This is a genomic window from Dysgonomonas sp. (assembly GCF_035323175.1).
In the GTDB taxonomy this organism is placed as follows: domain Bacteria; phylum Bacteroidota; class Bacteroidia; order Bacteroidales; family Dysgonomonadaceae; genus Dysgonomonas.
Genome location: NZ_DAOKYH010000001.1, coordinates 240,618 through 262,569, shown reverse-complemented (window position 1 = coordinate 262,569; position 21,952 = coordinate 240,618). Strand labels below are relative to the sequence as shown.

The following is a 21,952-nucleotide window of genomic DNA, read 5'->3' as shown; positions in this document are numbered from 1 at the left end:
CCTATGAATAAGATAGAGAATAAAAACTCATTCAAAAAATTCCTTAGCGTATTTGCAATAGCCTCTATTGTAATGCTGCTAGGCGTGGGCTGTCTTACTTATATTGTTGATCCATTTTTCCAGTTCAGAGTCAATAAAGATGGACGCTATTTTCTGAGTCCATGGCTGCAAAATGGAGGACTCGCACGCAACTACGACTACAATACTGTTGTACTCGGATCATCGATGGTGCAGAATTATGATATATCTATTCTCAAAAAGAATAATCCTTCTGTTAAACCTGTTAAGCTATCAAGCGGAGGAATGAACAACGAAGAAATGAAATATCTATACTCGTTAGTCAAAAAAGATAGTGTAAAATCATTCATTATAAACTTTGACATTCCTCAGTTCAATCTCGGCTTTGAAGAAGTCCGTTATCCGCGATTCCTATACGAAGACAAACCTATCAATAAGCTACAGTATCTATATGGATATGAAGCATGCATACGCTTCTTACCCATCGACCTGATACTACCTCTATATCTGAAAAGTAAAGAACAGATACCCGTAGAGTATGTGATGAAAACAGAAATAGATCAAATAGGGAACAACAGTTATTTGAACTATTACGATGCCGATCATGTAAAGGATCTTTACTTAAGTGGACAAACAGTATCTATCCAGCGACTCGATGGAATGAAGGAACGCATGCAGAGCAAACTTGCTTCATTACTGGAAAGTATCGCTATAGACGATCATAAAGATATTCAATACACAATTGTTTTGTCTCCATATTCAGCTCTATACTGGTATCATACCAAAGAAAGTGGGTATTACGACCAGTTCATCGATTTCATATATCACCTGCAACAGTCCCTGAAGGCATACAACAATACCCGATTAATGTTCTTTTTCAACATGAATGAAATTACCGATCTGAATGACTATTCGGACGTTACACACTTTTCTCCGGCATTGACAGACAAAGTACTCGAAAATATTTATAATCCGGAATATGAACTTAACTCATCCAATATTGATAATAAGATACACCAACTGGATAGTTTAGTGAATATATTTGTAGAACAAAACAAAGATTGGTTACCCAAAAATTGACATAATATGTTTGTAGTTAACGGAAGATACTTGACACAAAAAGCAACAGGCGTACATCGATATGCTTTCGAGATATGTAACAAACTTCATGAAATGGGTGTCGATTTTCATGTAGCTGTACCGAAGGAAATCCATCCGGATTATAAGTTCAATTTCAAGGTGGTGAAGTGTGGTTCTTTGAATACACATCTCTGGGAGCAGATATCCCTACCCCGCTATCTGAAGCGTATTGGCAGCCCATTGCTGATAAGCTTTACAGGCTGTGGCCCACTAAATTATAGCAATCAAATCATGACCATCCACGACGTATCGCATGAGCGTTACCCCGAATGGTTCTCAAAAAATTATTACCGTTTCTACCATTACATGATGCCTCGCATCGGAAAAAAAGCACATGCAGTACTTACCGTCAGTGAATTTTCGAAGAAAGAAATAGTGGATACTTTAGGTATAAATGCCGAAAAGATACATGTAGTACATAGCAACGTACCGTTTCATAATAAGCCAAGTAAAGAAGAAATATTGAATTTCACACGCAACCCCGAAGCGGAAAGATATATTCTGGCAGTATCATCGATGGACCCCCGCAAAAACTTTATACGACTTGTAGAAGCCTTTGACAAAATAAAAGACAAGTCGGTGAAACTATATATTATAGGTATGTCGTTCAAAGCCTTCAATACACCTGATCTACAAAAACTAATCGGGGAAAATGTACATCTTCCGGGCTATATACCCGATGAGAAATTACAGACCATGTATCAGAATGCTTTATTATCTGTATACCCCTCGTTGTACGAAGGCTTTGGCTTACCGCCATTGGAATCGATGACATACGGCTGTCCGGTTATCAATTCAGATATACCTGCCTTACGCGAGGTAAGCCAAGATGCAGCATTATACGTAAATCCTTACAATGTAGAAGATATTACTCAAAAGATAGAACAGTTGTTGGTTGATGAACCGCTGCGAAAAGAATTACAAGAAAAAGGTTTACTACAAATAAAAAAATATTCGTGGGACAAGTCAGCCAAACAAGTTTACGAGTTGGCTCAATTATTTATGTAAATTTTTGATTCGACTCTCTGATTTTATCCTTTACTATTTGTACCAGAGATACAACAAGAAGAATAAGAGAGGCAGCAAAACAAGCGAATCCAAGTACTTTATCCGAATCAAAATTTAGAATGCCTACTGATGTTAACAATAATGCAGTAGGAATCAATGCGTATGACATTGTAAAAGGCCTGGAAGTTTTCATTATTGGTATTATTTGTGCTTATTTACTTATTAGATGCATAAAAAGCCAGAAAGATGCAAAAATACAGATTATTTAAACAAATTTAACAAGAATTACATCTCGTAAATTATGCTATAGTCTCCAAACAGGTCATTATTACTATAAATAAAACAAATTACGAAAGAAATAGTTCATCTGTGAATAAGGCTTTCAAGACATTCGCAAATAAAATTATTCTACAATAAGCTACCATGCCATTCTTTTATACGCTTTTTTAGAATGTTATCAATACTAAAAACATACCGACAAGAGCCATACAGAATAAAACTCATAGATTTTGGCTCTTTCTATAAAAAGACTATATTTATAAGAACAGAGTGTATTTATAGCTTTATGCTATATCAACCTTAAATACGTATAATATAGGTCAATAAATGAAATCGGATATGTTCATATAGTAATTACAGATTTTGCTTTTTGATTAAAAAGCTCTTGCTTTTACTTTGAAAATACCTTTATTTAACCTACTTTTGCAGGGTAATAGAAAAAAGCGATTACGCATGTTTTTTTTCTATCATAGTCAACGATCAATACATCTAAAATTAACTATTCTAAATAACTAAAAACAGATTTGATTTATGAGTTGGTTACTTAAATCTTCTATTGGCAAGAAGTTGATCATGAGTATCTCAGGTATCGCTCTTGTCTTATTCTTGCTGTTTCACGCGGCGATGAATGTAACGGCGGTGTTTTCGGAAGAGGCCTACAACACCATTTGTGCCCTTCTTGGTGCTAACTGGTATGCTGTGGCAGGTACTGCCGTCTTAGGAGGACTTGTTGCAGTTCACTTCATTTATGCACTTATCTTAACCCTACAAAATCGCAAAGCTCGCGGTAATGATCGTTATGCAGTAAATGTACGCCCTAAAAACGTGCAATGGGCATCTCAGAACATGTTTGTTTTGGGAGTAATCGTAATTGGATTCCTAGTACTACATTTCAGCCAGTTCTGGTATAAAATGATGTTTGCCGAACTAATGGGACATCATCATGTAGAATTAGGCGATGCTACAGTATCTCCACAAGATGGAGCTGCTTTTATCAAATACTATTTCAGCAAAGAATGGATTGTTGCAGCGTATTTGATATGGTATGTAGCATTATGGTTTCACCTATCTCACGGATTTTGGAGTGCTGTTCATACCATCGGATGGAACAATCGCGTATGGATGAATCGCTGGAAAGTAATTGGACAAGTAGTTGCTACTATTATTTGTCTTGCGTTTGCATTTGTAACTATTTACTTCTACGCAAGAGCTACTTTTTGCCCATTTGTTTAGGCACTGATTATTTTTGTTAATTGATTAAAAGAAAAACAGATATGAGTACTATACTAGATCCAAAAAAAGATTCAAAAATACCTGATGGGCCATTAGCAGACAAATGGACCAACTATAAAGACCACCAGAAACTGGTGAACCCTGCTAACAAACGTCGCCTTGACGTTATTATCGTGGGTACAGGTCTTGCAGGAGCTTCAGCAGCAGCATCACTTGGTGAGATGGGCTTCAATGTACTGAACTTCTGTATCCAGGACTCTCCTCGCCGTGCACACTCTATCGCAGCACAGGGAGGTATAAATGCAGCAAAGAATTATCAAAACGACGGCGACTCTGTATACCGTCTATTTTATGATACAATCAAAGGTGGTGACTACCGTGCTCGCGAGGCGAATGTATATCGTCTTGCTGAAGTATCGAATAGCATCATCGACCAATGCGTAGCTCAGGGAGTTCCTTTTGCTCGCGAATACGGCGGCTTACTTGACAACCGTTCATTCGGTGGAGCTCAGGTATCCCGTACTTTTTATGCTAAAGGACAAACCGGACAGCAATTGTTATTAGGTGCATACTCGGCTCTGAGCCGTCAGGTGCAAAAGGGAAGCGTGAAGCTTTATACCCGTTACGAAATGGTCGACGTTGTTATGATCGATGGCCGTGCACGTGGTATTATTGCACGCAACCTTGTAACAGGTAAACTAGAACGTTTTGCGGCACATGCTGTAGTAATAGCAACAGGTGGATACGGAAATGCATTTTTCCTTTCTACTAACGCAATGGGTTCTAACGGATCGGCAGCTATCCAAGCATACAAAAAGGGAGCATACTTCGCAAATCCTTGTTATGCTCAAATTCACCCAACATGTATTCCTGTTCATGGAGAGTTCCAATCAAAATTGACATTGATGTCAGAATCTCTTCGTAATGACGGACGTATATGGGTACCAAAGAAAAAAGAAGATGCTGAAGCAATCCGTGCAGGTAAATTAAAACCAACTCAGATTGCAGAAGAAGACAGAGACTATTATTTGGAAAGACGTTATCCGGCTTTCGGTAACCTTGTACCACGCGACGTTGCATCTCGTGCAGCCAAAGAAAGATGTGATGCAGGATATGGAGTAGGATCTACAGGTCTTGCCGTATATCTTGACTTTAGCGATGCTATCAAACGTCTTGGACGCAACGTAGTTGAAGCTAAATACGGTAACTTGTTCCAGATGTATGACAAAATCGTTGACGAAAACCCATACGAAACACCGATGATGATTTATCCGGCTATCCACTATACAATGGGTGGTATCTGGGTTGATTATGAGTTGATGACTTCTATCAAAGGTTTGTTTGCTCTGGGAGAAGCTAACTTCTCAGACCACGGAGCAAACCGTCTTGGGGCATCAGCATTGATGCAGGGACTAGCCGATGGTTATTTCGTATTACCATATACTATTCAGAATTATCTTGCCGATCAGATTACTGTGCCTCGTTTCAGCACAGACCTTCCTGAATTTGCGGAAGTAGAAAATGAAATCAAAGAGAAGATAGCTAAACTGATGGCTATAAAAGGAAAACGTTCTGTTGACTCTATCCACAAACAATTGGGTCTTATCATGTGGGATTTTGTAGGTATGGCACGTACAAAAGAATCTCTTGAGAAAGCAATCGAAGAACTGAAAGCTGTTAAAAAAGAATTCTGGTCGAATGTTCTTATACCGGGCGAAGCCAATGACCTGAATACTGAGTTGGAAAAAGCTCTACGCTTGGCAGACTTCATCGAAATCGGTTTATTAATGGCTTATGACGGATTGAATCGTAACGAATCGTGTGGTGGTCACTTCCGTGAAGAATACCAAACTCCTGAAGGGGAAGCGATGCGCGACGATGAAAATTACTCTTATGTTGCATGTTGGAAATATCAGGGCGAAGATTCAGCTCCTGAGCTTGTAAAAGAGCCACTAGACTATGAGTTTATAGTAAGACAACAACGTAATTACAAGGCATAAAATAAACGACAATGGAAAAACTAATAAATATAACATTAAAAGTTTGGCGTCAAAGAGGCCCACAAGTAAAAGGGGCTTTTGAGACATATTCACTTGATGGTATTTCAGTAGATAGTTCATTTCTTGAGATGCTTGATATTCTGAATGAAAATCTTATAAACCAAGGAAAAGAGCCGGTAGTATTTGACCACGACTGTCGTGAAGGTATTTGCGGTATGTGTAGTCTTTACGTAAACGGACATCCACACGGACCGGATGAAGACATTACAACTTGCCAGTTGCACATGCGTAAATTTAAAGATGGCGAAACTATTACTATCGAGCCATGGCGTTCAGCTGGGTTCCCTGTTATTCGCGACTTGATGGTAGATCGTAATGCTTTCGATAAAATCATTCAGGCTGGTGGATATGTAAGTGTAAATACCGGAGGTATACCTGATGCCAATGCTATTCCTATCCCTAAGGTAGATGCTGATGAAGCAATGGATTCAGCTTCTTGTATCGGATGTGGAGCTTGTGTTGCTGCTTGTAAGAACGGTTCGGCTATGCTCTTCCTTTCTGCGAAAGTGAGCCAGTTGGCACTTCTTCCTCAAGGACGTGTAGAAGGTGCTCGCCGTGCTAAAGCAATGGTAGCTAAAATGGATGAATTAGGATTCGGAAACTGTACAAATACAGGTGCATGTGAAGTAGAATGTCCTAAGAACATTTCTATTAGCAATATTGCCCGCCTCAACCGCGAATTCTTATCAGCTAAATTTAAAGACTAATAATCTTTATAAATATATGGAAAGCGACTACCTCATGGTAGTCGCTTTTTTTGTAATATTGCATGATATAAGGCCTAATATTATGACAAAATATTTTCTAATCTTATTTAGCATCACTTGCGTCCATGGATGCATACCATCAACAAGAAGTTGTCCCACCGTAATTAAAGCAATAAACAATGAAGATATTACCATACAATGGCTAAATAACGCCGGACTAAACTCGCAGAAGAACGATATTATAATAGCCAAAACAAAAAAACTCGTTGACACTATTTGTATTTCAGACAATATAGTCGATATATCATTTTATAACGGGATTTTGGGAGAATGTAATATCATTGTTATTGGCTTTTTAGGTACTCCTCATAAGAATACACAACAAACAGAGATAAAAAATAAAACATTTGATTATCAAATACTACCAGATAAAAACTACTTTGAAGTAATTTATATGAATGAGAGAAAGATTATTCATGGTGGGATAATAGATAAAGAATCATCTACTTGGCATAATTTTGATGAACAAAAAGAGCGTTACACCCCAACACTAGATGATGTAAGATATACTGAGAAAATCTTGACGGACAGCATTGTTTATATAAAGAGAAAAGAACCTACCCATTCAGACTTTATAACAAAGAACCTAAATCGTTATTTAAGACAATATGTAGGATATATCAATAAAAATGGAGACAAAATCGTTTGGATTAACTTTCTATATAAAAATGACCGTTTTATAAATACAGCTTATCTAAACGATGCTGTGATAACGGTAAATGACGGTGGAGAATATTATTGGTCTATTAAAGTAAATATAACAAAGAATAAATTATACGACATCGCAGTAAATGGAGAAGCATAAAACTATACCTTTATAATAAAAAAGTAATATATGTCTCTAAAATATGCAGTAATAGGAACCGGAGCTATAGGCGGATATTATGGCGGAAACTTAGCTCACTGTGGACACGAAGTACACTTCTTGTTTCATTCAGATTATGACTATGTAAAGAATCATGGGCTACAGATTGATTCTACTAACGGAAACTTTCACTTATCGAATGTTCTGGCTTATAGCAATACGAAAGACATGCCTGCGTGTGATGTTGTTTTGGTTGCATTGAAATCAACAAACAACAACCTCTTAAAAGAGCTGCTCCCTCCCCTCTTACATCAAGACACAGTCGTCATATTGATACAAAATGGATTGGGATTGGAAGCTGATCTACAAGAAACGTTTCCTGAATTACAAATTGCAGGTGGCTTGGCTTTTATCTGCTCTAGTAAGATCGGGAGCGGGCATATAGCCCATTTTGATTATGGAAAACTCAATTTAGGATCTTACTCTTGTAGAGATTCTAATGTGTTGGAACAAGTGTGCTCCGATTTCAAACAAGCAGGAATAGAATCAAATATTCTGGGACTTGAGTTAGCACGGTGGATGAAGCTTGTTTGGAACATTCCGTATAATGGCATGACCGTTGTCTTAAATACAGAAACAAATATACTGATGAATCATCCGTCAACTGCAAAGCTATTGAAAGAGATGATGCTCGACGTGATACGTGGTGCTAATCACGTAGGACAAGGAAGATTTACCATACCAGAATCTTATGCCGATGAGATGCTGGTTATGACGCAACAAATGAGACCGTATTCACCAAGTATGAAACTTGATTTTGATGCTCATCGTCCTTTAGAAATCGACTATATTTATACACGACCGATAATAGAGGCACAGAAAGCAGGGTACGAGATGACCCGGGTTTCTATGTTGGAAAAACAATTGAGGTTTATTCAGGATCAATATATCAATAAGAAAATAGGGTAGCACAGATTCTTTAATCTAAATCTTGATAAATTAAACGAAATAGCATATATTCACCCCTATCTCCATAATATAACTTCAATGACTTTTCGGTTAAAGTAAACGAATGAACTAACTCTAAATAGCCTTCAAAATATCCTTTAAATCCCTTGATTTGGGGCTCATTCACTTTTGTCATAAGGAAATCTTTAAATGAAATAGATTCTTTATTGATATTATATTCTCCTGCTATACTATTTGCGAGAGTATACCCATAGAATTTATTAGTATTATGAAACGTAAGGGTATAACATGTTTCACAGCTTGATATCTCATTATATTCTGTATTATTACCAAAACCTTCAAGTTTCCAAGAATTCTGAATCTGTTTACTTAGGGTATGTTCATCGTCGCTACATCCTAGAAAAATAATAGCTAATAAAGAAAAAAGGAAAAATTTTATTTTCATAATTTATTTCATTTAAGGTTTACGCTCTATTTAATAGATGATTAGGAGGTATAATACGCTGCATATAAATAAAAAAATAGGGTTGCTCCAGATTTTGTTTGGAACAACCCTATTCTATATTATATTTTATCTACGGATTTATCAAGAATAACACAGCACGGTTTTTATCATTCTCAAGTTCGAACGGCTGCAATCCATCACCTTTCCAGTTTACAGATATTCTATTTTTGGCAATACCATATTTTGTTTCCAAAGCTTTTGCCACCTCATTAGAACGTTGTTCCGATAGCTTCATATTTATTTTAGCAGTACCTGTTTTCTTATCTGCATATCCTGTTACGACAACAGTCGAACCGGGATGCTCGTTCAAATAATTCACAGCCAACTCAATTTTAGACCATTCGGATGCATCTATCACATATTTATTTATACGGAAAAAGACAGGGTTAGGCAAAAAGAAAGGATCTTTTTTCACAGGTGCTACAATCGGGTCGGGATTTTTGAGAGGTCTGGTCTCCGCCTCTATCGGAGGAGCATCTTTTACTGGCGCGCACAGTGATGGTATACTGTCCGGACAACCAAAATACTTTCTCCTATTGGTGGCAGCATTTGACAATACTACAGTTTGTCCCGGAGTATCTCCCCTCAATATTGTTACACGATCATCACTGATTAATTGCACAGCCGGATCATTCGACGTAGATGTGGTAGTTGCATTTTGAGCTTTTACGGGAAATACAAATAGCCCTAAAAGCATAAATGACAGTAGAAGTCTTAGTTTCATAATGATATACTTGGTGTTAAGGTAAATACCTATTTTGTTTGTATCAATTGACAAATTTAATATATTTCTTATATTATAGGAAATATTTTAAGAAAAGATTTATGAAATGTAAAAAATGAGATAAATTCCCTCTCTTTTTTGAATAAAATGCTTGATATTAATTCTTTATTCCGGAATACTGCAAGCACCGACATACGACTTTCATTATATTTGTAACTTATTTATTACTTATGGATAAAAAGATTATAATTGAAATAAAAGGAGCGACTCCTCGCATTGATAGTTTAAGATTTAATCATCCCGTAAACTGGACGATTAAAGAAAACGAACACTGGGCGGTTATTGGTCCAAATGGCGGAGGAAAAACGCTCTTGGTAGATATATTATTGGGTAAATATGCACTTAAAGAGGGTGAAATTATTAGTGCTGATGAATCAGGGGTAAATCTATCCGTATCATCTGTTGTAAAAAGTGTTGCTTTCAGGGATATATACAGCATTATTGATACACAGAACAGCTACTACCAACAACGGTGGAATAAGGGAGATGAGCAAGAAGTACCTCTAACAAAAGATTTGGTGCAGAATGTCGATCAAACATGGTTGAATACATTGGTAGAATGGTTCAGAATAGAAGATCTGATGAATAAAGAGGTTAATCTTCTATCAAGTGGTGAGCTCCGCAAATTTTTGATTGTGCGCTCTCTTTTATCGAGACCTCGTATTTTGATACTCGACAACCCGTTTATCGGACTCGATACGTCATCCCGAAAAATTTTGAATGACCTACTCACCCGTTTATCCGAGCTCGATAATCTACAGATTGTATTGATCTTATCCAACCCCAACGATATACCGGATATGGTTACTCATATTCTGCCGATAAAAGACAAACAGATATATCAACCGATGTCTCGCATGACTTTTGAGGAAGACAAGGAGTTTGTAACTTCATTATTCCCCTCTGTCGGTATCGAAGGACTGGAGACACTTAAACAAACATCTAATGACGAAGAGACCAAGACTTATGAGAATGCCGCTATTCTAAAAAACATTCATATCCGATACGGACAACGAACAATATTAAAAGATCTGGATTGGGAAATCAAACGAGGTGAAAAATGGGCTCTGCTTGGAGCCAATGGGGCGGGCAAATCAACACTATTGAGCTTGATATGCGGTGATAACCCTCAAGCCTATGCAAATGACATAACGTTATTTGACCGTAAAAGGGGTACAGGTGAAAGCATCTGGGATATAAAAAAGCGGATTGGATACATATCTCCCGAGATGCATCTTTACTATCTAAAGAATGTGAGATGTCTCGATGTTGTCGGATCAGGCTTTTTCGACACTATCGGTTTATACAGAAAGTGCGACACAGAACAAGAGGTCGTGGCTCTAGAATGGATGAAGCTTTTCAGAGTGGAGCATCTCAAAGATGTATCTTTTCTGAACGTGTCTTCGGGAGAGCAACGCCTGATATTGTTAGCCCGGGTGTTCGTAAAAAATCCCGATCTTCTTATACTCGACGAACCGCTTCATGGACTGGATATTATTAATAAAAGAAGAGTAAAAGAAATTCTTGAAAGGTATTGTGATTCAAACAAGTCGCTAATCTATGTCACTCATTATGAAAACGAAATCCCGAGCATAGTGGACAGGCGGAAAGTTTTGATAAAAAATGAATGAAAGTTATAAAGTAATTCTACTTTCCTATCCCTGCATTTATTTTGCAGAAATGTTGTAAAAAATTATTATTTTTGAAGCAGAAATAAATAAGCATAAATTAAAATGATATTCCGTTTTTTACTTTTATCAGATGAAGTTGAAGACTTCAAGCGTGAGATTCAAATAGATGCAGATAATACTTTTCTTGATCTGCATCAGGCAATTATTAAGTCGGTAGATTATAAAGACGGTGAGATGACTTCATTCTTTATCTGCTCTGACGACTGGGAAAAAGAACAAGAAATCACCCTTGTGGAAATGGATACAAGTTCGGACGAAGATTCGTATACAATGGAAGAATCTATTCTGAACGATTTTCTGGAAGATGAAAGACAAAAATTGATGTACGTATTTGATTATATGACAGAGCGTGCATTCTTTATGGAACTACGAGAAATCATTACAGGAAAAAACCTCGAGCAGGCCATATGTACTAAATCTACAGGAAACCCTCCTACTCAGTTTGTTGACTTCGAAACAATTGCAGCAAGTTCTACATCGTTGGATACGGGTGAGACTTTCTATGGCGACGAAGGATACGACATGGACGAACTGGATGCCGAAGGCTTTGACGGATTAGACGATGTTCAGTTGCCTAGCGACGAAGAATATTAATGAAACGCCTGATAGTACTGCTTGGCCCCACAGGAGTGGGGAAAACAGCACTAAGTCTCAACTTGGCTGAGCACTATCAGTCGCCTATCATATCAGCCGATTCCCGACAATTTTTCAAAGGACTTGAAGTCGGCACAGCTGCGCCGACTACAGCTCAAAAAGAACGTGTTCTACATCACCTTGTTGGTATGCTTGATGTTACCGACTACTATAGTGCCAGCGAATTTGAGCGTGATGCCCTGAATATAATAGAAGATCTTCATAAATCGCACGATGTACTTATAGCCACTGGTGGTTCTATGATGTATATCGATGCTCTCTGCAATGGTATCGACGATGTACCCACAATAGACGAGAGCCTCCGCAAAGAGGTCTATGAATTGTACGAACGAGAAGGACTGGAACCGATACGGGCACAACTGAAAGTACTAGACCCCGATTTTTATAACGAAGTAGACCTAAAAAATTATAAGCGTGTGATTCACGCTTTGGAAGTTTGCCTGATGACGGGCAAGCCTTATTCATCATTCAGAACACAAACAAAAAAAGAACGTCCGTTCGAAATTATAAAAATAGGATTGACTCGCGACAGAGCCGAATTGTACGAAAGGATAAACAATCGTGTAGATGAAATGATTGCTTCGGGGCTGCTAGAAGAAGCCGGACGTTTTTATCCACAACGACACCTCAATGCATTAAATACAGTCGGATATAAAGAGTTGTTCAAATATCTGGATGGCGAATGGACTCTTGATTTTGCTATCGAAAAGATAAAACAAAGCACACGCATTTACTCTCGCAAACAAATCACATGGTTCAAGAGAGATAAAGAAATTCACTGGATAAACTTATCTGAAACAAGTGAAGATGATGCGTTAAAAAAAATAATATCCATTAGCGGATATTAACAAAAGGTGAGCTTTTATTGTTTAATTAAAATAGAAGCTGTATTTTTAACAATCATAAAAAACTATTATATGAGAACAAGGCTATACAAGTATTTAGTTATCTCTCTTTTGGCTGTATTTGGCATTACCGGATTAACGGGTTGTGGAGACGATATTACCGAACAATATTATGTAGGTTCGGAAGTTAAAACAAAAGATTTTAAGGTTGAAAAGAATCAATGGGGATGGAATGACGTTTACAATCGCTATGAAGCGACTATAAGCGTAAAAGAGATAGATGAGAGATTGTATGAATTTGGCACAATTGCCGCAACTGTCTTTGTAAATGAAGAAGCTCCGGATGGGAGCATTTATGAAGTACAAAAAAACTTACCTTTCGTACAAGCATATAAAGACTTAGCTACTCCGTATACCGAGTATATAGGTTTCGATATATTTTATGGAAACGGAACTAATCCTTCTGTTACCTTTTATATTCAAACATCAGATGGTTCTCCTGATACTCCTGTATTACCTGACGCTTATAACTTCAAACTTGCTTTGATATGGGATAGTGAAACAAAATAAATACGTTTAAGATATATATAAAACAGGCATAATCAACCCATGCCTGTTTTTTTATACCTTTATGAAAAAAATATCTATTAGTAGGGTATTCTTATTTTGGATCAAAATAAAGTAACAATAAAAACATACCGAAAAACTGTTACTTTTGTTACTTTTTGGAATTGAAATAATTTTTACCAAGTGAACATTTAAAATACAAATTATAGCTAAACACACAATTTACAAGGCTTTCGGCCGTTAATTAAAATAAAATGTACTTACTTTGCACTCCATTATCACTGACATTTGTGAATGAAACTTAACTATATAACATTATTCTTTCTGTTTTTCACTCTAGGTTCGGGTGTTGTATATGGTCAGTGGGATTCCCAGATCAGCCAATATTGGAATATGAAGAACTTTTATAATCCTTCGTTTGTTGGAGAAAGAAATGTTATAGAAAGCTCTTTGCTACATCGCCGTCAGTGGACAGGTATAGACAGAGCTCCGGTAACATCGTTGGTTTCATTGAATATGCCTATGAACTTTCTGGGCAAGGAGCATGGAGTGGGTGCGATGGTTATAACTGATAAATTCGGATTATTTACGAATACCTCCACTATGCTGCAATACGCTTATCGGTTTAAGTTTAAGAAAAACAGATACCTGAGAGTAGGTTTACAAGGGGGGATGATGAATATAGACTTCGACGCTTCCGGAATACAGAATATACCAAGCGGAGAAGAAGGAACAGGAAACGGATCTGAAGGAGAAACAGACCCTACAAACCCAACCACAGCTATAGGTGAAAAGAAGTTTGATATGGGTGTGGGTGTATCGTGGATCACTCCTACTTATTACTTGGGAGCTTCTATAACGCACCTGATGCAGCCCAAGTTTGATATAGATGAACAAACCACCTCTTTTATTTCTCGTATCTATTATCTGACAGGAGGATACAATATAAAGCTGGGAAATCCGTTGATAGAATTGCAACCATCTGCTCTCTTTAAATCTGATGCTGTCACCTATCAATTGGAAGTTACAGCTAAAGCCGAATATAAAAAGATGTTCAATGGAGGAATATCTTGGAGAAAAGGGGACGGTTTTGTATTTTTGCTTGGTGTGAAAATAAAAAATATAGATGCAGGCTATTCATACGACCTTTCAACATCAGAGATATCGAAGGTCAGTCATGGAAGCCATGAATTGTTTATACGCTATAGTATGCCTTTAGAGAAGCGAAAAGACAGGCATTCGGGCAAAAGCATAAGGATATTATAATTATAAAAAAGACGAGTATACAAACTTACAAGTAGAATAAATAAAAAAGTTGACTGACAGAATCAGATCTTAAAAGAAATATGAAACATTTGTTTTTTGCAATTATAACTTCACTCATCCTATTTACTTCTTGTGGTAAATCGGTAGGATCAAGCATCGGCGGTGAAGTAGTTGGCGAAAAGGGATCGTCGTGGGCCGAACCTACACCTTACGGTATGGTATTGGTATCGAGAGGTTCTATAGAAATGGGACCGGCCGAGAACGATTCCCTATGGGATATAAAAGCCAATCCGAAAGGAGTTTCGGTAGATAATTTTTGGATGGACGAGACAGAAGTCACCAATTCCAAATATCGCCAATTTGTCTATTGGGTACGTGATTCAATTATTCGTGAACGTCTGGCCGACCCTGCCTACGGAGGAAACGAAGCGTTTAAGATCACAGAAGACAGATACGGTGACCCGGTAAAACCTTACCTCGATTGGAGGAGGCCGATACCAAAACGTCCCTTGGAAGAAGAGGAGCTGGCAATAAACAGTGTAACTTTTATACATCCCATAACAGGAGATAGAGGATTAGACCCTCGTCAGATGAATTTCAAATATGAATGGTTCGATTATACCGAAGCAGCAAAACGCAGAAACCGTTTGATACCTCAGGAACGAACCCTCAATACAGATATTGCAATAGATGTCAATCAAGTAGTAATGATATCAAAAGATACGGCTTATATCAATGAAGAAGGACGCCCTGTAAACCAAACAATAGTCCGCCCTTTGAGCTCATTATTCGATTTTGTACATACCAAGATTGTAAACGTTTATCCCGATACGACTGTTTGGGTAAACGATTTCAACAATGCTTACAATGAGCCATATATGCGTATGTATTTTTCTCACTCGGGATATAACGATTATCCGGTCGTAGGTGTAACTTGGGAACAAGCAACTGCATTCTGTGAGTGGAGAACCATGTTCTACAAAATGGGACAACCTAAAAATGGACGTCCGATCGAAAACTTCCGATTGCCCACAGAAGGAGAATGGGAGTTTGCCGCACGTAATGGTAAGACCGAAAATAAATATCCGTGGGATAAAGAAGGTACGATGGACGAGAAGGCTTGCTTTATGGCAAACTTCAAGCCGGGAGAAGGGAACTATACGAAAGACGGAAACCTTATCCCTGCTCGGGTAGCGTCTTATGTACCAAATCGTTTTGGCATATATGATTTGGCCGGTAACGTTTCCGAATGGACTTCTACGGCTTATACCGAGTCGGGTACAGCAATGATGAATGATATGAATCCTCAATACAAATACGATGCTGCCAAAGAAGACCCATATGCTATAAAGAAGAAAGTAGTAAAAGGTGGATCATGGAAAGATATAGGGAGAAACATCAGAGGAGACATGCGCGAAGGTGAGTTCCAAAATCAGCCACGCTCGTATATCGGATTTAGATGTGTAAGAACTCAGGTAGGATTTGCAAAATCTAAGAAGTAAAGAAAATGAATAAGATATATAAAATATTGGCTGTCGTTATTTGCGGATTGAGCTTTATCTCTGTGTTGCATGCACAAGAACAACCCGAATCGCTTCGAGACAGAATAGCCAAAAGACAACAGCAACAACAGGGTAATACCCAGCAAAACAACAACGGGCCAAAAGTACCCCAATTGTCTGTGCGTGCAGAAATGATGAACGACACACAGACACAGGATTTATCGAATGCTACATGGATCAGAGAAGTGTATCGTTTTTTAGACCTTACAAAGGGAAAGAATGCTGCCCTGTATTATCCGGTACAGCCTATTGGCAATCAAATGAACTTCTATACAATGATTTTTAAACTGATGGGAGATGGAAACCTTGTTGCTTATGATTGGAATAATGGCACTGACCTTTTTGTGGATAATCTGAAAATCAATTTTGGAGACGTACTCGAGAGATTAGAGATACCTTATCAAAAAAACGGTAATACCTATTCTTATGATGAGTTTAGCATTCCCAGCAACGAAGCTTTGGGATATTATATCAAAGAAGCTTGGTACTTCGATCAGTCTAATTCTGTGCTAGGCGTAAAAATAGTGGCTATTTGCCCGGTACTGTTTCGTCAGCAATACGTTGATGGTATAGACTTCGGAACATCTACAAATCAAGGCTTAAAAGAACCTCAGTTTTGGATACCATACGAAAACATACGCCCTTATGCCGCTCGTATGCCTATTATGGCTTCGGACAAGAACAACGTAATGAATAAAACCATTGACGATTACTTCCGTATGCGCTTGTATGAAGGAGAAATATACAAAACTACCAATATGGAAAATAAGTTTCTCAACCAGATATATACGACTCCAGAGACATTAAAAGAGGCTCAAAACAAAATAGAGGGCGAATTGAAGGAGTTTGACAAAGAACTATGGATAGTGAACGACTCGATCAATCAAATTCAAACAGGCAATACAAAAAGTACAAAAAAGAGCAATTATAAAGCACCGAAAACAAAGAAAGCAAAAAGTACCTCTGCTATCTCGTATTCGGCCAGAGACAGACGATAAATAAATAAACTGATATATCTTAAGGGAGAGGTTGTTTAGCAAAAGCAATCTCTTTTTTATTTAAGTTTGCCATATCTACATATCAAAAAGAATACTTATAGGTTTTATATATATCACATTGAACATTAATATGACATTTTTGTGTTAAAATATTTTACTTTTCAATAAATACATTTTATCTTTGCAAAGAGTTTTAGGTTATTACTATACAAGATAATTAAACAGAGAGTACCATGATAAATAACAGGTACTCTCTGTCTTTTTTTGTCTTATAGGTTTAGGTTATTAAAGTAAAGATTGTTTATTTAAAAAATTGGTTATGAAAAGGTTATTAATTTTAGTTGTAGCTGTGCTTGGATTAGGAGCCAGCTCTTACGCGCAAAACGATTATGATGTTCTTTGGGTATTGAACAACAAATCAACATTCGAAACTGTTGCAGAATATGTTAATGCAACTTCCAATCAGAAAGAATATATGAGAGCTATCTTCTATGATTCTACTGAAAAACTAAAAAGCGCACTGATCGACAATGATAAAGAAGCAGCAGAAAAAGCGCTATTCTTTAATTTGGCTAATGTAAGATCAGTTTTGTCTGAAAAACAGTATAGAAAGTATTTGACAATATTAAATACTACTATCAACGATCAGCAAGGCAAGTACATGGCTAGCAAATGAGAAAAACAAGATTGAAGATAGAAGGATGTTTCTTAAATAGAGACATCCTTTTTTATTTTATCCTTCTTCATGTTATCAATCATCCAAATCAGTAGCAAATAGATTGGCATAGCAACAGGATATAGCAAAAAGATAAGGAATACATACCCATACCTTCCCGAAGCATATTCTCCTACCACCACATCTATTAAAGAATATGACCACACATATAAACACAAATAAAGAATAGGTGCTAAAATACCTCCAACTATTACGACAGGGGAAAAACGTTTTGTCGGCTTCCTGATCCGATATCTCAAAGTAAGATAAACATGTACAATACCCAGTACTAGAATAAAAGCAAGCACTAACCAATGCCCAATTACCACAAAAACATTAGCAAACCATCCTACTTGAGGTGTGTAAGTTATAACAAATTCATCTGATGGTATGTCCGAAAAATGCAAGTGTGTTACAGCATCGGTAAGACTCGTTTTTTCAGCAGGCAAATTCGTTTCGAATGTGCCGTCCAGTCCTGTTATATCTATCTCAATATCCAGTCCTCCGAATGTACGCCAAAAACGAGCCGGCGCAAGATTGTACCTCAACGTAAACTCTCTGACAGGATTACCTACATACACATTCGCACGCACTGTATACTCCACCCTGATAGCATGCTCTCCCTCTGAAAGATCAAATTCAAAATATTTCAGTCCGATCAAATTCGGAACATTCTCCTGCGAGTACAAGAGATGATTATCCAAAGAATCTATCCACGAAAGAGCCGCCCTGTCTTCGTATGAAGAAGGTATCTTTGATATCGCAACTTCTTTATCATCTACCCATACACGAAAGCCATCACTTTCAGACACATCAGTCATTGTATCAAACACAAGAGGAATCTGCTTCCCTGCTCTATCTGATTTAGCAGTATAGATCACCGTATACTTAGCTGTATAAAAATCAATAATGCGGACATGTAAAGACTCATGCAGAATATCTATATCCTTGCTCGAATAAGCTTCACTCATCGGATTGCCACCTATCCACGGAGATGCCATATTCGCCGAAGTGGATACGCAAGCAATTATAAAAGAGAATAGAAGTGAAAATCTTTTTAGCATAGTTTTGTAAAACATTTATTTTAGGTTATTTATAAGATAACCTTTCGTAGGAAATATCTGGTTTAGCTGCTTTTTTACAGCTTGCTTCTCTTCGGCTGTAGCCTGAGAACAGATACGTACTATTTCATCCAATTTGGTTTCACCGATAATTAATAACAATGGAGAAGAAGGACGTGAATCATACAATTTCTGCAAGTCTGCCATTGCTTCTATAATACGTATTCTTCCACGTGAAGCATTGGCTGCCATTTCGTCCAACCCATTGCGATGATAATTGTACCAGAAAGAATGAAAGGCTTTAGAGCTCTCATCGGTAAAAGCCACAGCAAGATCATACCTGTTATCATTTTTTCCGGAGAAAGGCTCCCACCCTTTTGTGTTCAATGATTGAGCTATATTAGCGATTTCCATCGCCCTTGCAAAATACGGAGCACCACCATTTAAGGAAAACGAATCAAAATCAAGCCCTATGACAACATAAGCATAAAAGGATATTACTGCTACCAAATTATTAGAAAGTGTAATATTGCTCAAGTCGAGAGATTCCCCCGGTGTATAATTAAACTCAAACTTAGTATCTCTATAGTTGATCAGAGTAGTTATATATGTCGAATTATATACAGGACGACGTGAAGTAACCTGCATTTCTGCAACAAAACTATTATCCGAAGTCATTTCACTTATCGAAATATTCACAGAGCAATCAATACGCTCATTTCTGTTGAACGAGGTATTTGTCCATGCTTGATCATTCAACAACTGATTGAGTGAGCTCTCCATTGCCGAAAACAGGTTTTGGTTGGCCGCAGGAACCTTACTGCTGTTTATAGTGAGCTTTGCATTCAACTCCTGTGCCTCTGTGGCAGCAAAAGAGATTATTACAGATATTATAAATAAAGTCAGTCTTAACATACTACTCGAGATTATATGTAATACTCAACACCTTAAACTCTGTCCGACGATTTACTTGGTCAGCCATCTCCTGTTGCTCTGGGGTGAGCCCTTCAATAAACTCCTCATTCAGTATATCACCTTCTTTCAAAAAGTCATACTTCTTTACGATAGCTTTGGTAACCGCCTTAGGCTCACTTTTACCTTTGCCCACAGCCGTCAATCGATCTTTAGATATTCCTCCCGCTATCAGGTAATTGACCACTGATTCAGCCCTGCGTTGCGAGAGTTTGATATTATATTCGTCCGACCCTTTTCTGTCGGCATGAGCCGAAAGTTCGATTGTCACATTCGGATTGGTATTAAGCAAGTCGATTAAACCGTCCAATTCTTTTTTTGATTCGGGAAGCAAGGTTGCTTTGTCGAACTCATAGAATATATTTTCCAATACCACCGGCTTATTGATCGGGGTAAGAATAAAATCTAACAGATAGGTCGAATCCTTCTCCATCGTTATAGTTTTGAGAGACATACGTGTATTCAGATGGTCTTTGGCACTTGCCAGAAACACATAGTCTACCCCTTGCTTTACGTCCATTTTGTAAGTCCCGTCGTTCTTTCCGGGAAACCTCATATTCGTTCCATCACGTCCTACCACACGTATAGTGGCATTGGTTACAAACTCATCGTCTGTATCCACAATATATCCTTCAGCTACAGTTGTAATTACCGGATATGCAAAAGAATATATATGATCAAATCCTTTGCCATCGCCACGGTTGGAGCTAAAGAATCCACTTTCTTTGTTTCCTTCGAACGTTATACCAAAATCATCTGCCTGAGAGTTTATAGGGAACTTTATATTCTCTATCTTCCAGCCTTTAGACTTCTTGTCATATTCAGCCTTATATATATCCAGACCACCCATCCCTACATATCCGTCCGAAGAAAAATAGAGGGTAGAGTCGTTTCGCATATATGGAAACATTTCGTCTCCTGCCGTATTGATATCGGGCCCCAAGTTCTCAACAAATTCGACCAGATCGCCAACCATACTTGCCCGCCAAATATCTTTACCGCCATAGCCTCCAGGCATGTCGGACACAAAATAAATATAGTCACCCGAGGGAGTTATCGCCGGATGGGCATAAACACTGGTTGTATCACGCTTGTTTATTTCTATTTTCGTACCCTTTCCCCATGACCCCGACGAACGGTATGAGACATATATAGATGGAAAGGAAGTATTTACCGAATCGAGTTTTGTTTGTGTAAAATACATTGCCGAGCCTGTAGCTGAAAAGGAGGTTGTGCCCTCGTCTGATGATGTATTTATGGGTGAATCCAAGTGTTCAGGCTTCATCCAGTTTCCACTTTCATCTTTGCGAGACATGAATATATCGTTGAGCTTAGACCCTGTAATATTACTTATAGTATCTCCTATAACACCTTCTCGGTTAGATGTAAAGTACAACTGATCGTAATCGGGAGGAAGCAACATCGGACTAAACTCTCCCCGATTGGAATTAAATAAATCCATCCTCTTCACTGTATACAATGTCGGATTAGCTTTCCACTCTGGGGCTACCTTTGTACCTTCCAGCCCGTTAAGAGCAAATTTATTATCAGGGAAAAGCTTTAAGAAATCAGCGTAGTAACGAGCAGCTTGCTTATAATCTCCCACCTTCTGCAACGATCTCGCATATTGCAGATTCAAAGTACTGTCGTTCACCTTATATCTAACAGCATTAGCATATGCCGCATTCGCTCGTAGAGGGTTGTTTATCAACCTGTAACTCTCCGCCATACGCAAAGCAACTTCTCCTCTCAACTCTCTCTTCTTTACAGGGATGCTGCGGTATATCTTGCGATACATATCTGCCGCAACAAAGTATTCACCTTGTGCAAACTTACGGTCTGCATCTTCCAGTTTTACTTGTTTACAAGAATATGCAGACAATAAAAGAATAAGGATACTAAATATGTAAGATATAGATCTTTTCAAGCTTTTTTCAGGTTATTACAATAAGTTGTTACAGTTTACAAATATAACTCATTTCTGCTTAGAATATTGCTTCCTCAAACTGGAAACATGACAGGCTAATTATCAAGTCTTTATTCCTTTTCGCAG

Annotated in this window: 21 protein-coding genes; 15 read left to right on the top strand and 6 right to left on the bottom strand. The window is 37.8% G+C overall.

Annotation, left to right across the window (positions count from 1 at the left end):
* Positions 1–3 precede the first annotated feature (3 nt).
* Positions 4–1,098 (top strand): hypothetical protein, encoded by a 1,095-nt coding sequence (locus PKC55_RS01160; protein ID WP_291130680.1) that lies wholly within the window; start codon positions 4–6, stop codon positions 1,096–1,098.
* 6 nt (positions 1,099–1,104) lie between these two features.
* Positions 1,105–2,166 (top strand): glycosyltransferase family 4 protein, encoded by a 1,062-nt coding sequence (locus PKC55_RS01155; protein ID WP_291130678.1) that lies wholly within the window; start codon positions 1,105–1,107, stop codon positions 2,164–2,166.
* Here PKC55_RS01155 and PKC55_RS01150 read toward each other — a convergent pair.
* A complete protein-coding gene (locus PKC55_RS01150) occupies positions 2,159–2,359 on the bottom strand; it encodes a hypothetical protein (RefSeq protein WP_006843210.1) in 201 nt (66 codons plus the stop codon). The two genes, PKC55_RS01155 and PKC55_RS01150, sit on opposite strands and share 8 nt — an antisense overlap.
* A gap of 617 nt (positions 2,360–2,976) precedes the next feature.
* Between PKC55_RS01150 and PKC55_RS01145 the strand changes: the two genes are divergently transcribed.
* From PKC55_RS01145 to PKC55_RS01125, 5 genes are all read left to right on the top strand, one after another.
* On the top strand, positions 2,977–3,678 hold the full coding sequence (locus PKC55_RS01145) for a succinate dehydrogenase cytochrome b subunit (RefSeq protein ID WP_135104888.1): 702 nt from the start codon (positions 2,977–2,979) through the stop codon (positions 3,676–3,678).
* 41 nt (positions 3,679–3,719) lie between these two features.
* The gene (locus tag PKC55_RS01140; RefSeq protein WP_283685936.1) at positions 3,720–5,678 is read left to right on the top strand and encodes a fumarate reductase/succinate dehydrogenase flavoprotein subunit; all 1,959 of its coding nucleotides are present in this window, start codon (positions 3,720–3,722) and stop codon (positions 5,676–5,678) included.
* 11 nt (positions 5,679–5,689) lie between these two features.
* Positions 5,690–6,445: a succinate dehydrogenase/fumarate reductase iron-sulfur subunit gene (locus PKC55_RS01135; RefSeq protein WP_135104886.1), complete on the top strand. Its 756-nt coding sequence runs from the start codon at positions 5,690–5,692 to the stop codon at positions 6,443–6,445.
* A gap of 82 nt (positions 6,446–6,527) precedes the next feature.
* Positions 6,528–7,310, top strand: coding sequence for a hypothetical protein (locus PKC55_RS01130; RefSeq protein ID WP_291130675.1), 783 nt, complete (start codon positions 6,528–6,530; stop codon positions 7,308–7,310).
* A gap of 30 nt (positions 7,311–7,340) precedes the next feature.
* Positions 7,341–8,279, top strand: coding sequence for a putative 2-dehydropantoate 2-reductase (locus PKC55_RS01125; protein WP_291130673.1), 939 nt, complete (start codon positions 7,341–7,343; stop codon positions 8,277–8,279).
* A gap of 10 nt (positions 8,280–8,289) precedes the next feature.
* On the opposite strand, the gene PKC55_RS01120 is transcribed toward PKC55_RS01125, so the two are convergent.
* Positions 8,290–8,724, bottom strand: coding sequence for an META domain-containing protein (locus PKC55_RS01120; protein ID WP_291028785.1), 435 nt, complete (start codon positions 8,722–8,724; stop codon positions 8,290–8,292).
* 130 nt (positions 8,725–8,854) lie between these two features.
* The gene (locus PKC55_RS01115) at positions 8,855–9,508 is read right to left on the bottom strand and encodes an OmpA family protein (protein WP_291130670.1); all 654 of its coding nucleotides are present in this window, start codon (positions 9,506–9,508) and stop codon (positions 8,855–8,857) included.
* 230 nt (positions 9,509–9,738) lie between these two features.
* On the opposite strand from PKC55_RS01115, the gene PKC55_RS01110 reads away from it, so the two are divergent.
* The 8 genes from PKC55_RS01110 to PKC55_RS01075 all read left to right on the top strand — a co-directional run bounded on the left by PKC55_RS01110 (position 9,739) and on the right by PKC55_RS01075 (position 17,827).
* Positions 9,739–11,199, top strand: coding sequence for an ATP-binding cassette domain-containing protein (locus PKC55_RS01110; protein WP_291130667.1), 1,461 nt, complete (start codon positions 9,739–9,741; stop codon positions 11,197–11,199).
* Positions 11,200–11,301: 102 nt separating this feature from the next.
* Entirely contained in the window at positions 11,302–11,853 is a 552-nt protein-coding gene (locus PKC55_RS01105) for an IS1096 element passenger TnpR family protein (protein WP_006843218.1), read from the top strand.
* Entirely contained in the window at positions 11,853–12,761 is a 909-nt protein-coding gene (gene miaA, locus PKC55_RS01100) for a tRNA (adenosine(37)-N6)-dimethylallyltransferase MiaA (RefSeq protein WP_291130663.1), read from the top strand. Before PKC55_RS01105 ends, miaA begins: the two co-directional genes overlap by 1 nt.
* A gap of 69 nt (positions 12,762–12,830) precedes the next feature.
* On the top strand, positions 12,831–13,328 hold the full coding sequence (locus PKC55_RS01095; RefSeq protein WP_303892152.1) for a hypothetical protein: 498 nt from the start codon (positions 12,831–12,833) through the stop codon (positions 13,326–13,328).
* A gap of 291 nt (positions 13,329–13,619) precedes the next feature.
* On the top strand, positions 13,620–14,591 hold the full coding sequence (locus PKC55_RS01090; RefSeq protein WP_291127285.1) for a PorP/SprF family type IX secretion system membrane protein: 972 nt from the start codon (positions 13,620–13,622) through the stop codon (positions 14,589–14,591).
* Between the two features lie 80 nt (positions 14,592–14,671).
* Positions 14,672–16,093 (top strand): T9SS ring complex lipoprotein PorK/GldK, encoded by a 1,422-nt coding sequence (porK, locus tag PKC55_RS01085; protein ID WP_291127282.1) that lies wholly within the window; start codon positions 14,672–14,674, stop codon positions 16,091–16,093.
* Between the two features lie 5 nt (positions 16,094–16,098).
* On the top strand, positions 16,099–17,151 hold the full coding sequence (porN, locus tag PKC55_RS01080; protein WP_291028778.1) for a type IX secretion system ring subunit PorN/GldN: 1,053 nt from the start codon (positions 16,099–16,101) through the stop codon (positions 17,149–17,151).
* Between the two features lie 319 nt (positions 17,152–17,470).
* A complete protein-coding gene (locus PKC55_RS01075) occupies positions 17,471–17,827 on the top strand; it encodes a hypothetical protein (RefSeq protein WP_135104876.1) in 357 nt (118 codons plus the stop codon).
* Positions 17,828–17,859: 32 nt separating this feature from the next.
* Here the strand turns inward: PKC55_RS01075 and PKC55_RS01070 are convergent, their stop codons facing one another.
* From PKC55_RS01070 to porE, 3 genes are read right to left on the bottom strand one after another with little or no spacing between them, the layout of a single operon-like run.
* Positions 17,860–18,930, bottom strand: a complete 1,071-nt coding sequence (locus PKC55_RS01070) for a hypothetical protein (RefSeq protein WP_291128755.1) — start codon at positions 18,928–18,930, stop codon at positions 17,860–17,862.
* Between the two features lie 15 nt (positions 18,931–18,945).
* Positions 18,946–19,842 carry a type IX secretion system protein PorD gene (gene porD / locus PKC55_RS01065; RefSeq protein WP_291128752.1) on the bottom strand — a complete coding sequence of 299 codons (897 nt, stop codon included), beginning with the start codon at positions 19,840–19,842 and terminating at the stop codon, positions 18,946–18,948.
* Between the two features lies 1 nt (position 19,843).
* A complete protein-coding gene (porE, locus tag PKC55_RS01060) occupies positions 19,844–21,826 on the bottom strand; it encodes a PorE family type IX secretion system protein (RefSeq protein ID WP_291128749.1) in 1,983 nt (660 codons plus the stop codon).
* Between the last annotated feature and the right edge of the window lie 126 nt (positions 21,827–21,952).

Excerpts from the sequence above, each read along its gene's own strand:
- PKC55_RS01140 (WP_283685936.1), top strand. The coding sequence starts at position 3,720 with ATGAGTACTATACTAGATCCAAAAAAAGATTCAAAAATACCTGATGGG.
- PKC55_RS01155 (WP_291130678.1), top strand. The coding sequence starts at position 1,105 with ATGTTTGTAGTTAACGGAAGATACTTGACACAAAAAGCAACAGGCGTA.
- porK (WP_291127282.1), top strand. The coding sequence starts at position 14,672 with ATGAAACATTTGTTTTTTGCAATTATAACTTCACTCATCCTATTTACT.
- PKC55_RS01110 (WP_291130667.1), top strand. The coding sequence starts at position 9,739 with ATGGATAAAAAGATTATAATTGAAATAAAAGGAGCGACTCCTCGCATT.
- PKC55_RS01120 (WP_291028785.1), bottom strand. The coding sequence starts at position 8,724 with ATGAAAATAAAATTTTTCCTTTTTTCTTTATTAGCTATTATTTTTCTA.
- PKC55_RS01130 (WP_291130675.1), top strand. The coding sequence starts at position 6,528 with ATGACAAAATATTTTCTAATCTTATTTAGCATCACTTGCGTCCATGGA.
- PKC55_RS01095 (WP_303892152.1), top strand. The coding sequence starts at position 12,831 with ATGAGAACAAGGCTATACAAGTATTTAGTTATCTCTCTTTTGGCTGTA.
- porD (WP_291128752.1), bottom strand. The coding sequence starts at position 19,842 with ATGTTAAGACTGACTTTATTTATAATATCTGTAATAATCTCTTTTGCT.
- PKC55_RS01145 (WP_135104888.1), top strand. The coding sequence starts at position 2,977 with ATGAGTTGGTTACTTAAATCTTCTATTGGCAAGAAGTTGATCATGAGT.
- PKC55_RS01125 (WP_291130673.1), top strand. The coding sequence starts at position 7,341 with ATGTCTCTAAAATATGCAGTAATAGGAACCGGAGCTATAGGCGGATAT.
- porN (WP_291028778.1), top strand. The coding sequence starts at position 16,099 with ATGAATAAGATATATAAAATATTGGCTGTCGTTATTTGCGGATTGAGC.
- PKC55_RS01090 (WP_291127285.1), top strand. The coding sequence starts at position 13,620 with ATGAAACTTAACTATATAACATTATTCTTTCTGTTTTTCACTCTAGGT.
- PKC55_RS01135 (WP_135104886.1), top strand. The coding sequence starts at position 5,690 with ATGGAAAAACTAATAAATATAACATTAAAAGTTTGGCGTCAAAGAGGC.
- PKC55_RS01105 (WP_006843218.1), top strand. The coding sequence starts at position 11,302 with ATGATATTCCGTTTTTTACTTTTATCAGATGAAGTTGAAGACTTCAAG.
- PKC55_RS01160 (WP_291130680.1), top strand. The coding sequence starts at position 4 with ATGAATAAGATAGAGAATAAAAACTCATTCAAAAAATTCCTTAGCGTA.
- PKC55_RS01070 (WP_291128755.1), bottom strand. The coding sequence starts at position 18,930 with ATGCTAAAAAGATTTTCACTTCTATTCTCTTTTATAATTGCTTGCGTA.
- PKC55_RS01075 (WP_135104876.1), top strand. The coding sequence starts at position 17,471 with ATGAAAAGGTTATTAATTTTAGTTGTAGCTGTGCTTGGATTAGGAGCC.
- PKC55_RS01150 (WP_006843210.1), bottom strand. The coding sequence starts at position 2,359 with ATGAAAACTTCCAGGCCTTTTACAATGTCATACGCATTGATTCCTACT.
- miaA (WP_291130663.1), top strand. The coding sequence starts at position 11,853 with ATGAAACGCCTGATAGTACTGCTTGGCCCCACAGGAGTGGGGAAAACA.
- PKC55_RS01115 (WP_291130670.1), bottom strand. The coding sequence starts at position 9,508 with ATGAAACTAAGACTTCTACTGTCATTTATGCTTTTAGGGCTATTTGTA.